This is a genomic window from Cytobacillus sp. FSL K6-0265 (genome assembly GCF_038003465.1).
GTDB lineage: Bacteria > Bacillota > Bacilli > Bacillales > Cytobacillaceae > Cytobacillus > Cytobacillus stercorigallinarum.
Map to the genome: position 1 here is coordinate 2,358,326 of NZ_JBBOPE010000001.1, position 13,286 is coordinate 2,371,611.

10 protein-coding genes and 1 pseudogene are annotated in these 13,286 nt (G+C 36.7%); 2 read left to right on the top strand and 9 right to left on the bottom strand.

From position 1 onward, the window contains the following. Position 1: 1 nt before the first annotated feature. The 7 genes and pseudogenes from MHH73_RS11990 to MHH73_RS12020 form a co-directional block, all read right to left on the bottom strand. The gene (locus MHH73_RS11990) at positions 2 to 958 is read right to left on the bottom strand and encodes a glycine-rich domain-containing protein (RefSeq protein ID WP_191814183.1); all 957 of its coding nucleotides are present in this window, start codon (positions 956 to 958) and stop codon (positions 2 to 4) included. Positions 959 to 1,174: 216 nt separating this feature from the next. After that, complete coding sequence (locus tag MHH73_RS11995) at positions 1,175 to 2,374, bottom strand: DHH family phosphoesterase (protein ID WP_318245478.1); 1,200 nt, start codon at positions 2,372 to 2,374, stop codon at positions 1,175 to 1,177. A gap of 74 nt (positions 2,375 to 2,448) precedes the next feature. Further along, positions 2,449 to 3,781 (bottom strand): annotated as a pseudogene (locus MHH73_RS12000) (YjiH family protein). An 80-nt stretch (positions 3,782 to 3,861) separates the two neighbouring features. Beyond that, positions 3,862 to 5,160, bottom strand: coding sequence for an imidazolonepropionase (gene hutI, locus MHH73_RS12005; protein WP_341067012.1), 1,299 nt, complete (start codon positions 5,158 to 5,160; stop codon positions 3,862 to 3,864). Positions 5,161 to 5,182: 22 nt separating this feature from the next. After that, positions 5,183 to 6,856 (bottom strand): urocanate hydratase, encoded by a 1,674-nt coding sequence (gene hutU, locus MHH73_RS12010; RefSeq protein WP_341067014.1) that lies wholly within the window; start codon positions 6,854 to 6,856, stop codon positions 5,183 to 5,185. A 351-nt stretch (positions 6,857 to 7,207) separates the two neighbouring features. Next, complete coding sequence (locus tag MHH73_RS12015; protein ID WP_191814192.1) at positions 7,208 to 8,161, bottom strand: phosphoglycerate dehydrogenase; 954 nt, start codon at positions 8,159 to 8,161, stop codon at positions 7,208 to 7,210. A 30-nt stretch (positions 8,162 to 8,191) separates the two neighbouring features. Then, the gene (locus tag MHH73_RS12020; protein WP_341067018.1) at positions 8,192 to 9,646 is read right to left on the bottom strand and encodes a helix-turn-helix domain-containing protein; all 1,455 of its coding nucleotides are present in this window, start codon (positions 9,644 to 9,646) and stop codon (positions 8,192 to 8,194) included. Between the two features lie 136 nt (positions 9,647 to 9,782). Between MHH73_RS12020 and MHH73_RS12025 the strand changes: the two genes are divergently transcribed. Then, positions 9,783 to 10,232 carry a cupredoxin domain-containing protein gene (locus MHH73_RS12025; protein ID WP_191814196.1) on the top strand — a complete coding sequence of 150 codons (450 nt, stop codon included), beginning with the start codon at positions 9,783 to 9,785 and terminating at the stop codon, positions 10,230 to 10,232. 344 nt (positions 10,233 to 10,576) lie between these two features. Here the strand turns inward: MHH73_RS12025 and safA are convergent, their stop codons facing one another. Next, the gene (gene safA / locus MHH73_RS12030; protein ID WP_191814198.1) at positions 10,577 to 11,203 is read right to left on the bottom strand and encodes a SafA/ExsA family spore coat assembly protein; all 627 of its coding nucleotides are present in this window, start codon (positions 11,201 to 11,203) and stop codon (positions 10,577 to 10,579) included. Positions 11,204 to 11,474: 271 nt separating this feature from the next. Between safA and MHH73_RS12035 the strand changes: the two genes are divergently transcribed. Next, positions 11,475 to 12,074, top strand: coding sequence for an undecaprenyl-diphosphatase (locus MHH73_RS12035; protein WP_191814200.1), 600 nt, complete (start codon positions 11,475 to 11,477; stop codon positions 12,072 to 12,074). A gap of 384 nt (positions 12,075 to 12,458) precedes the next feature. On the opposite strand, the gene nadE is transcribed toward MHH73_RS12035, so the two are convergent. Further along, positions 12,459 to 13,280: an ammonia-dependent NAD(+) synthetase gene (nadE, locus tag MHH73_RS12040; RefSeq protein WP_341067022.1), complete on the bottom strand. Its 822-nt coding sequence runs from the start codon at positions 13,278 to 13,280 to the stop codon at positions 12,459 to 12,461. Positions 13,281 to 13,286 lie beyond the last annotated feature (6 nt).

The window sequence follows — 13,286 nt, forward strand, 5'->3', positions numbered from 1 at the left end:
ATTAACTACTGCCACAGCCGCTTCCGCAACTTGCACCTGAATCACCACTAGAAGAAGAACTGTCGTCGGACTTGGATGATACATCACTAGCACAGGCAAAACCGCTACATGAGGAAAAAGTAAAGCTATTCTTTGCTAGCACATCAGGTAAATAAATACTTACCGCTTCTTCGAAATTGTCATATTCAAACATTGAAAAATAAATGCAAATAAAAAGAATACTTTGGTGGGAAAATTCGGGTTTCGGTTTCAGATTCTCATTTTGCGCTTTATTTTTTTCATGGAGTTCTGTTGCAGATTTAATATTTTTTTTTATTGATTGTATCATTTCCAACTGGATATTCTTCCATTTAGAATGTGTACGGAAATAAGTCATTAACAGTTCTTTTTCACTTAAAGCCGTAAAATCAGCTAAGATTTGAGGGTGCAAAGGTTTTCTCATAAAAGATCCCCATATTTTCACACTATTCTCAGATGGTTGGAAATAACTCAAATACAATAAGTCAAAAAACGCCCTTTCATTATGTGGAGATGGATTGCCACCACCAGTGTGAGGCGTATGGTGTAAATATTGACCAAATAATTGCTTGCAAAAATCAGCATACTTTTGGGTAAATAAAATCATTTCATGCCATAATTCATCCACTTTACTACTATACATTGGTACGGATTTGAGCAGACTACATAGGAAGAAATATCTTTTTAATTCCATAAAAAGCCAATCAAATTCATGATCTTTCCATTTAGGATGTTCTTTGAGCACGCGATTTTTTAACTGCCTTTTATCGCTTTCTGTAAATGAACTCTCTACTTGATGAACTAAAGGTTGAGCAAGCGGTTGAACTAAACCAATATTATTCGGGATTGGTAATGCCTTTAAAGGTTTTGCAGCCGGTTTTAAGAACTTTGCAAATACTACAATGATGATAATGAATAAAATAATAAATAAGTACAACATTCTCTTCTTACCCCCTCTTGCTAATTATACACAAGATATTGGTACCCCACCATAAATTTGGAAGATTCGTATCTGTACACGAAATTAACATACGCACATTTATCTTTTGCGTTTTTCATTCATTGAACAATCATATTTCCGCTCAATATTTTGGACAATCGATTTTTAAAATAAAAAACTCCCCGAAGATTGCTCTCTTCATCGAGGAGTTATGACTTACTTATTCTTCTTCATATAGTTATCATATACATCATCTTTCGCCAGCCAAGCAAAGTCCGCTATCTTAATTGCATTCACGGCCGATTGAAAATCTTTAAATACCATCGCATTTTCTTGATGATTCTTTTCAATTTTCCACTGCTCTTGTTTTTCGTAGATACGATAAATGTCACCAGAGCGCCCTTCATAAATCGTACCATGACTATTTTCTTTTTGGTTCAATTTATTTTTAGGTGCATCAATTTTCAATGATTCTTCTGTGAATAATTCTACTACGAATTTTCTAAACGCGTCTTCATTCATCGTACAGCCTGATGCCTTCGCATGGCCACCTCCACCGTACGTGCCTGCAACAGCTGAAACATCGATATGATCGTGAATCGTTCTGAAGCTGACTTTGCGTCCACCCATATTAAGAATCGCAATATAATCTAAATGAGGATATTCTTTTCCTAACTCATTGCCTAGTTCGGAATGATAAGATTCCGCATGAACAACACCAACAATGTGATTATCAATCGACGCTTGGATAAGTTCTCTTTTTTTACGCTTAATATAGCGTTCAATTTTCGCTTCTTCCATTGATAATAATTTCGCTTCAAGCTCATCAAATTCAAAATCATCTGCGGATTTTAATCTTTGCAGTATCATTTCCTCAAATTCTTCTATAGAAAACATATAAAATAAATCATTCAACTGCTTCGCTTTTACATTATTATTCTCGTCCCATTCCCAAGTATCATATTGTCTAACCAATTCAATAAATTGTTCAATGGACCTTTTTGGAGATAGTTTTTTTTGCTCAACAAAATATTCATATAATAATGATGTAGCACAAGTTTGTCTCCCATCATCATATTGTACTGTTACTTTAGCCCATTCATATTGATTGAAATGTAAGGCCGTTTTATGATGATCAATTAGTTGTGCATGACCACCATGTTTGACAAAATCATCAACTCTTTTCGTGTTATCCTCATTGATCGATAAGTCTGTTATGTATAGCGTTGCATCTTTATGGTCTTTTTCAGAAAAAAACTTCTCGACTTTATAGTCTAAGCCTCCGACAGAATTATAATAAACTTGCCCTTCTTCACCTAATGCTAGTTTGATGATAATACCACAACCAACACCATCTAAGTCGTTATGAGAATATAATTTATACATTACTTCACCCGCTGTTCTAGAATATTTCAATATGTATGCTCTCCCAAAAGAGTTAGTACTATTATATATGAAAAGAACCCTGCATGAAACCGCAGGGCATTAATTTAAAACAGAAGGTAGGCAATAGGTGTGACAAGAATAAGAGCAAGGACTGTTCGCTCAAACCAAATAATCACCATTTGCCTAATGGTAAGAGGAATATCAGTTGATAATATGCAAGGAACTAAAGCCGAAAAGAAAATAATCCCACTAACAGATACAACACCAATAATAAATTTCGTCATCAAAGCGGATTCTGTCACTACCATAGAAGGTAAAAACATTTCTACAATCCCAACCGAAGTCGCTTTTGCTGTTAACATTGCTTCTGGCAATCCTAGTATAGCTGTAAATGGATAAAATAAATAAGCAAGCCAATCAAAAACTGGCGTGTATTCGACTAATACCAAGCCAATAAGCCCAATAGACATAATTGAAGGCAGGATGGACATCGTCATTAATATACCATCTTTCAAATTTTGTTTCACATTTTCAAATATTGATGGTGCCAAAGCAGCAGCTTTCATCGCTTCTTTCCACCCAGTTTTTAGCAGTGGTTTGTCATATACATCATTTTCTCTCTTCACACCCTGATAATACTCATTTGACATATTCCGTATCGGCCATATTCGTACCGTAATCGCTGTTACTGTAAATGTAATCACGAACGATGTCCAAAAATAAATCGTCCACATAGACATTAAGTCTAACGCTTTAGCTACAACAATCATAAAAGTGACAGAAACAGTGGAAAACCCCGTCACAATAATCGCTGCTTCTTTTATTGAATACTTACCTTCTTTATATATACGATTGGTAATTAATATACCGACAGAATAACTGCCAACAAAGGAAGCAACTGCATCAATTGCGGACCGTCCAGGTGTTTGGAAAATCGGTCTCATAACTGGTTTCATCAACACCCCTATAAATTCAAGTAGACCATAGCCTACTAATAAAGCTAAAAAGACAGAACCAATAGGAACTAATAAACCGACTGGCGTAACAAGGCTATCGAATAAAAACGAACCCATATTTGGAGCAAATATAAATGTGGGACCGAAATTAAAATAAACCATAAAGGCAATGACTACACCTAAAAGTTTTAAGAACGAAAATATCGCTGTGACAGTTGTTTCTTTCCAATTACCTTTTATAAATGGATATAAGCCACCTAAGAGGATAATCAAAAGCAAATAATAAGGAACGACATTACCTAGTAATTGTCGCAACCCACTGACAATATGATCGATCATAATGGAAGATTGCCCATTCAATGAGATCGGAATAAAAAACATAAAAAACACCAATCATACTGTAAATGAAAAACTTCCATACATGACTATGGCTGTTTTTCGGTTGAGGATTGGTTTGGCGATTACTCAGTTCAGTTTCCATATTCTCCTCACAACCTATCTTCCTTATAATTTTATTTTTTTATAAAAAGAGACTGGCATATACCAATCTCCCCCTTACTATTAGTGACTTTTTAACGTGTTTATTACTAGAGCACCATTGTCAATAACGATTCTCCCAGCTTTAATTACCGAATGAGTATGATTCATTCCATATAAATATTGTGTTTGCATATAGTTAGGCACATCAAGTATAAGAATATCTGCCTTTTTTCCTTCTTCAAGACTGCCAACCTCATGCCCCTTCCCAATAGCATGGGCAGCATTGATGGTTGCCGCGTAAATCGCTTCAGCAGGCGTTAAGCCCATATGCATACAAGCGAGATTCATCATAAACGGTAATGAAGTTGTTGGTGAGGAACCAGGATTACAATCCGTAGACAAGGCTACGGCTACTCCTTCATCAATCATTTTTCGACCATTAGCTGCTTCTTCCATTAAGAAAAAAGCGGTACCAGGAAGAAGAACAGCGATGACACCCGCTGCTGCCATTTTTTTAATCCCTTCATCTGATGCTTTCAATAAATGATCAGCTGAGATGGCACCTACTGCTGCTGCTAATTCAGCGCCACCATACGGTTCAATTTCATCTGCATGAATTTTTGGTATTAAACCAAGATTTTTTCCTGCTAACAATAACTTCTTCGATTGCTCAGGGGTAAAAACTCCTCGTTCACAAAATACATCGTTAAAAACAGCTAACTCCTCCTCCACAACTAATGGGAGCATCTCATCAATGATAAGATCGATAAAAGCATCTGGTCGCTTCTTGTATTCTGCAGGTATCGCATGCGCGCCCATAAAGGTGCTGACAATATCAATCGCATGCAACCGGTTGAGTTCCTTTGCAACAAACAATTGCTTATACTCTGTTTCCCAGTCAAGTCCGTAGCCACTTTTTGCTTCAATCGTTGTAACCCCATGCATTAAAAAGCGATCCAATCGCTTAAGGCTCTCCTCTTTTAATTCATCTATTGTCGCTGCTCTCGTTTTAGACGTTGTGGCATGAATGCCACCTCCGTTGTTCATGATTTCCATATAGGTGGCACCATTTAACCTCATATTAAACTCTTCTTCACGACTCCCCGCATAAACTAAATGTGTATGTGGGTCCACTAACCCAGGCATGACCACCTTACCACTTGCATCAATTACTTCTGCTGAATTTAGTTCTTGCTGAAATTGGCTAATCAATTCATTTGTTTCACCGATGGCCACAATGTGTTCATCTTTTATTAGGATCGCACCATCATTAATGACGTGTAATTGATTCATCGCTGCTTTGACTGCAGGTTGTTGTGAATGCCCTTTTAATGTAAGAAGTTCATTTGCATGCTTTATAAACAAATAAGTTGAGTTCATTACCTTACCTCTCCTCTATTGATTATTTTTCCATCCCTTTCTTGAGCATTGGTATTTGAATGCCTTTATCTATGGCCGTTTGTTTCGCAAGCTCATACCCAGCATCAGCATGCCGAACTACACCCATACCGGGATCTGTTGTAAGCACTCGCTGTAATCTCTTCTCCGCTTGTTCCGTTCCATCAGCAACAATCACCATACCAGCGTGTAAAGAATAGCCCATGCCTACTCCACCACCGTGATGTACTGACACCCAACTTGCACCACCAACACTATTAATTAGAGCATTCAAAATCGGCCAATCTGCTATTGCATCACTACCATCCTTCATAGCCTCTGTTTCCCTATTAGGTGAAGCGACAGAGCCTGAGTCAAGATGATCGCGTCCAATCACGATTGGTGCTTTTAATTCACCAGATGCAACCATATCATTAATGATCTTGCCGAACCTTGCTCTTTCACCATAACCTAACCAGCAAATTCTTGAAGGTAAGCCTTGAAATTGAATTTTTTCTCTAGCCATTTTGATCCAGTTACATAAATGTTTATTGTCAGCAAACTCTCTTAAGATGACTTCATCTGTTTTATAAATATCGTCTGGATCTCCAGAAAGTGCTACCCATCTAAAAGGGCCTTTTCCCTCACAAAATTGTGGACGGATATAAGCCGGTACGAATCCTGGAAAGGCAAAAGCATCTTTCACACCTTCATCATGAGCGACTTGACGAATATTGTTACCGTAATCAAATGTGATGGCACCTTTATTCTGCATTTCAAGCATAGCAGTCACATGAATGGCGATGGACTTCTTAGCTTGTTGCACATATTCTTGTGGATTTTCAACTCTTAACTTGGCTGCTTCTTCCATTGAAAAAGAAATAGGAATATAACCATTTAACGGATCATGTGCTGATGTTTGATCTGTTAATACATCTGGGATGAAGCCGTATTCCAACATTTTGGGGAGGATTTCCGCTGCATTTCCAAGCAAGCCAATAGACATCGCCTTTCCCTCTGCTTTTGCTTCCTGTGCAAGCACAATCGCTTCTTTCATATCATAAACTTTCTTATCCAAATACTTTGTTTCTAATCTCCGGTCAATTCTCGTCTCATCTTTATCTATTGCAATACAAACACCCCCAGCCATTGTCACTGCTAATGGCTGGGCCCCGCCCATACCGCCAAGACCCGATGTAAGTGTAATCGTTTGCTTTAAAGAACCGTTAAAATGTTGCTTAGCCAGTTCTGAAAATGTTTCATACGTTCCTTGCACAATTCCTTGGCTGCCAATATATATCCAGCTGCCGGCTGTCATCTGGCCATACATAATTAACCCTTTTTTGTCTAGTTCATGAAAGTGTTCCCAATTAGCCCATGCAGGAACAATGTTAGAGTTAGCAATTAATACTTTGGGTGCATCCTCATGTGTTTTAAAAACCGCAACCGGTTTGCCTGATTGCACAAGCAATGTTTCATCATTTTCAAGCTGATGAAGAGTTTCCATCATACTATCGTAGCTCTCCCAATTTCGCGCCGCTTTACCAATGCCGCCATATACAATTAATTCTTCAGGCTTTTCGGCGACTTCTTTATTTAAATTATTTCTTAACATACGAATAGCAGCCTCTTGAATCCAACCTTTTGCATGGAGTTCACTACCGGTATAATTAATAATTTCTCTCTTCACTTTTTCCATCAATATCCCTCCAACTCATTAATAAATTTATTTTAACTTAGAATTTTCCGAATAAACTGTCTATTAATGTTGGATTATTTATATTTTTTTGTGATTTATCACTTTGTTTTATATAGTTATTTATCCATTTATTCGATTTTTTATATAAATATAAAAAATATATAAATCTACTGCTTTTATTTTTCTTCTATTTATAAACAGTGTCATTCTTGCATAAAAGATCTGGTCTAATTCCGGTACATTAGACTTGTCTCTTTTAATTGAAGGCTGATTCTCACTCAAAACAAAAAATCCAAACAACCATTCTAATTTCTTTAAGGAAAATTGAATGATTGTTCGGATTAAGTTTGTTTATGATTTCGAGACGAGATGTTCTAGTTGTTCGTCATTGATAAAACGCTGTATATTTTCTAGCGTCAGCTGGTTAATTCTTTGCACTGCTTCAAAAGTAGCCCCACCAATATGAGGAGTTGCTATCACATTTGCTTGCTTTGACAACTCCGTAATGGAAGGCTCTTTCTCAAAAACATCTAATGCTGCACCTTTGATCACCTGATTTTTTAATGCTGCAAGCAGGTCGACTTCATTCACTAATCCGCCGCGTGAGATATTGATAAGAAACGCACTCGGCTTCATTTTTGCTAACGTTTTTTCATTGATTAGATGGCGATTTTTCTCAGATAACGACGTAGAGAGAATAATGTAGTCAGCAGTTGATAGTAATTCGTCAAGTTCAGTAAAGGTAACATTCAGCTCTTTCGCTTTTTCCTCATTTCGATAATGGCCGAAAGCAATGACTGACATATCAAAACCACTTGCTCTTTTAGCAATTGCTTGTCCGATTGCACCGAAACCAATAATCCCTAACTTCTTCCCGTAGACTTCGTTACCCATAGAGAGCTGCCATGTACCCGTTTTCATCTCATGATCTTTTTGCGCAATTTGTCTTGAAATTGACAATAATAACGAAAAGCCAAGATCTGCTGCGGAATGTGCATTTTGACCTGGTGCATTTGTAACAACAATCCCTTTTTTCTCAGCATAGTGCACATCGATATTATCGTACCCTGCTCCGAATTTAATAATGTACTTTAAATTGGGGGCATGGTCAATGACTTCTTGATCAATTTTCACAATAGCAACGACGATGATATCAACATCTTCGACTTCTTGTAATAATTGTGATTTTGTAAGTCCACTATCACTATGAACGAACTTCACTTCAGCATTTAACCGCTTCGCTTCTTCTATAATTGTCGGATATTCCTCGATAAATGGATCTCTAATTAAATATAAAACTTTCATTTTTCATCTTCACCTTTATGTTCATTTTTGTTAGGACGTACGACTTGTGTTTGCACGAAAAGTACTTGGAGAGCACTTCATTATTTGATTAAAGACTTTATTAAAATATTGTTGATTACGATAACCACATTCTTTCGCAATCATTTTAATTGGAAGATTTGTTTCCGTCAATTGCTGAGTCGCCTTTTTTATACGGCGCATCGTAACGATTTCCCTAAAAGATTGCTTATAATATTTCGTTAATAAGGAGCTAATATAGCTCGTATTACGATTAAATTTGGCAGCAATCATATCTAAACTCATCTCTTTCTCATGAAAATGTTCTTCTATATAATGATATATTTGCTTGGCTAACTTCTCAGACTTCGAGTCTAGTTGCATGTCTGTATCTATTAATCTAGCTATCAACTTGATCATTTCTTCAATTACTCGATAGATAAGAGGTGAGTAGAGAATCGTCTGGAATAATGCTTGATACTTTTCTTCCTTTTCTTTATCAATTAAATGCCTTGCAATCATGTATCGTCTAATTTGTGCCAAAATACTAGTTAATCTAATTCTAATTATAGCTGGATCAGGATAAGGGGACGTTAGGCTTAAAAATTGTTCATATAGCCATGTTTTGATTGCTTTTATATCCCCCCGCCGTAAATGATCAATCCAAAACTCTTGCTCTTTTGGTGTTAAAAAAGGGTCGATGCTCACCCATTCGTTGGCTGACCATGGAATAAGCTTATTTAAACCGGTGTAGAAGGAAAGCTCCATTCGTTGCTTAATCTTGCCGTATTGTGATTGCAGTAGACCTTTATCATTTGAATTTCCTTCGGCTAAAATGATTGCTTCATTTGATTCTTTCGCCCATCCACGAATAAAGGTATGGCATTTTCTTAAAAGATCTTGGTCATTCTCCTCTACAAGGCATAAAATCATCTCAGGTAAAAGAAATACTTTTCTGACATTCGCCCATGAATGACCGATTACATAGGTATATAACTTAAATATTTCATTTGGATGAACAGTTCTCATTCCTATAACCTTTACATGATGGGCTTGATCTGTTTGCAGAAAGGTTCGTTCTTCAGTATCGTCCTCGGCTATTTGTGCATGGTTAAGACTTTTTCTATGTATACGATAAAGCACTCGAAGTGATCGAAGCACATCCTCTGGAGACACAGGTTTTACTAATAAATCACTCACTCCTATTTCAATCGCTTTCTTTGCCTGATCAAAAGTAGGTTCAATCGTCATTGCTAATATTTTTATGTTAAAGATCGGGACAAGCTGTTTTAATTTCTTATACGCCCCTGAAGCAAACATTTCCATTTCCAACAATAAGAGATCCGGACTTTGTTTTTCAATGATTGTGAATACTTCATTTGTAGATGATCTTATTTCAATTTGCCAAGTAGGATAGACGGTTTTAATTAACCATTTTAATCCCTCTGCATCGTTGTGATCTCGATCAGCAATCAAAATCTTATACATGCCATCATCTCCTTTTTATTATGTTAGCTTAAAATGCAAAAGTAAACAATTTTGAAAAAAAGATAAAAATGAGACAAGTTCTGTTGTTCTCTCAGCATACATATGAAGTACAACCTAATAAATGAGGAGAGATAGAATGAAATTCCTAATTATTACAAAGCAAACGATGATCACTGTTTTATTAGTCATTGCCCTTATTGCATCTGCTTCTGTATGGCTTATATCAAAGAATGGGAGTTTAGCTGTGTTCGGGGAGACGACAGAAACAACAAGGGAGATTGAAATGGTCACGACAGAATATAAAACAACAATGGAAAATGGACAAGAAATGGAAGTGTATCGCTGGGATCCAGGAACTGTATTTTTAGAGGTCGGAGAAAAAGTCAATTTAAATATACTAGGTGTGATGGGTAAGGAACATTCCTTTTATGTAGAGGGGACTGATATTAAAGGTGTGGTTCAAAAAGGAGAAGAAACCAAGGTACCTCTCCAATTTGACGAAAAAGGTACCTATCAACTCATCTGCCATAACCATTCTCAAGCAGAAGATCATGGGAAAATGATTGCTTACATTGTTGTGCAATAATTGTATTTTTCTCGATGGATAAAATATTCATTCACATATAACCAAGAGACATGATGTTTTAAGTAACAAAAGCCAATGAATAATGACGCGAACAAACTTAACATTCGGTTGAGTTTGTTCGTACACCATTGTAGCCATTCAACTCTTCCTAGTCTCTCGGGAAGCTATAGCCTGCGCAAGAGGATCCCTTTATTGTTACAGTTATGCTTTTTCAAGATGTGCCACAATAGTAATATACCAGTTAAATAACGCTCTAACCTCAAAAGACACAGTTAGATTATCGCAAAAGGGCTTAATAAAAAAACTGCCGTAATCATACGACAGTCGGTTTCCTTTCTATATTATTATTTTGAAATAAACATTTGTGTCCAATAGTGACCGTAAGAGCCACCTTTAGCATAGCCAACACCGATCTCAGTGAACTGACTAGATAGGATATTTTTACGGTGTCCATCGCTATTCATCCATGCTGTTACAACAGCTTGTGCACTTGTTTGGCCAGCTGCAATATTTTCCCCTGCTGCATTGTATGTTAGCCCAAAATCTTTTATCATTTGAAAAGGTGTGCCATATGTAGGAGATTGATGACTAAAGTAACGACGATCAATCATGTCTTGAGATTTAAAGCGTGCCACTCGCGCGAGCTCCCAATTTTCTTTTAATGGTTTTAAGCCCTCTTTAGCGCGCTCTTCGTTTACAAGCTGAACGACTTGTGATTCCATTGATAATGTAGCTTGAGCAGTAGAGGGAATTTGAACTGTTTGACCAGGGTAAATAAGGTTAGGATTCCCGATTTGCTTATTAGCTTGAATAATCTCTAGCACCCCTACTTGATACTTCACCGCTATTTTCCACATTGTATCACCGGATTGCACTGTATGTACGGTTTGAGCACTTGCTATATTTTTTATTCCAAAGACAAGAGTGACAGTTAACAAAAATAATGATAAGTATTTAGTTATTTTTTTCATATTCATATTAAACCAAAACCTATTAAACTATTATAGCGGTAATTGTTGGCTACATTGGGTAAAAGAAGCTTAGTTAGTAAATGAAAGGGTATGCAGGAAAAAACATTACCTTAAAAATTTTATTAAACAAAGGTGTAGGGAAGTTGCCTTTATTCTCGTCTATTCTTATGATAATGTAAGTTACTTGATAGAATCAGATGACAGCAATAGGAAAAATGATTATAATGGAGTAATGACATTAGAAACTGATAGAATAGAAAGGTATTGAGAGATGAACGAAATCAATATTAGTTTATTTAGAGGAATAAATGACCTAGGCTTTGAATATCCAGCTTTAAATCCAATGATTGTTTTTATTGCCGAATATACAGTGATTTTATTAGCCTTAATTACTTTGATGTATTGGTTTACACGTAAAACAAAAAATCGTTATATGGTGATGACGGCAGGATTTACATTTATTTTAGCTGAAATTATTGGTAAGTTCGTTGTTAGCAAACTTCACTTTAACTACCAACCTTTTGTTGAATTGGATAACGTCAATCAGCTAATAGAGAAAACGGCGAATAATTCTTTTCCAAGCGATCATACGATATTATTCTTTTCATTCTGTATCGTCTTTTGGCTATTTAATAAGAAAAATATATTGTGGCCCATTCTTGCTGTATTAGTAGGTATTTCACGAATATGGGTTGGTGTCCATTATCCATTTGATGTGATAACAGGAGCACTCATTGCCATCATTTGTGCGTTTATCATGTATAACCTCATAGGTAGAATGCAAATGTTCACGACATTATTGGAAGTTTACGAAAAAATAGAAGAAAAAGTATGGCCAAGAAAAACTAAAGGTAGACATTTAAATCGATAGAAGCGGGATGGATCTTTTTAGATCCATTCTTTTTTGGCTCTAAGTTAAAGGGAAAGCTAGATAGCATTTGCTCAATTATTTAGTGAAAATACCTAATGAAACAGTGGAAACGCCTTATAATTGGTATTCAATCACTTTTTCTTTTTGAGTAAGGCAACCGCTTTTGCTAGATCTTCATCTTCTTTCCTGAGTAACGGACAAAAACCCTCTGCTCTGCTTTCATCCGCGTCTTCTCTTCTGCATGAAGTGCCAACGCTTTGAACACCTGCTTCTTTATTAGCAATTCAAAGTCAGTAGATTGGTCAAAACCTCTAATCATTTTAATTTATGTACTTACTTCCCTCCAAAAAAAACAGACTGCCACCTAGCAGTCTGCCTACAACATTATTTCCACCAGTCGTCATGCATAGAGGCTGGCATTTGTCTTTTATGTTCTGTTATGATATACCTTTGCTCAATTTTCTTAGCAGCTTCGGCACTGACTTCTTTTCCTTCTAAATAGTCATCAAGCTCATCATAAGTAATCCCTAATTCTGTCTCATCAGCCTGTCCTGGTGATTGATCAAGTAGATCTGCTGTCGGTACTTTCATATAAATTCTCTCTTCTGCACCTAGCTCTTTTAGTAGGGCTTTACCTTGACGCTTGGATAAGCCTGCTAGTGGCAATAAGTCTGCTCCGCCATCACCGTACTTCGTATAAAATCCTGTAACTGCTTCTGCAGCGTGGTCCGTCCCAATCACTAAAAGACCCATTTCTCCACCGAAAATATATTGGGCAATCATACGTGTTCTTGCTTTCACATTCCCTTTATGGAAATCTTTTAGCTCAGCAATATCGGCCACATCATTATATACTTTTTGAATTTCATCGACTGGTGATTTCACATTATAAACATATGTTTCATCCGGTTGAATAAATTGCAATGCTCTTTGTGCGTCATCTTCATCATGTTGCTCTCCGTATGGTAATCGAATCGCCACGAACTTTGCTTCATATCCTTCCGTCCGTAATTCCTCTACTGCTATCTGTGCTAATCGTCCGGCTAGTGAAGAGTCTTGACCACCACTTATCCCCAATACAAATCCTTTAGCATGAGCACCCTTGACATAACTTTTCAAAAAATTAATTCGTTCACTGATCTCCTCTTTTGCATCAATGAATGATTTTACATGTAAAGCAGCGCGAATCTTATCTTGCATGGACATTATTAC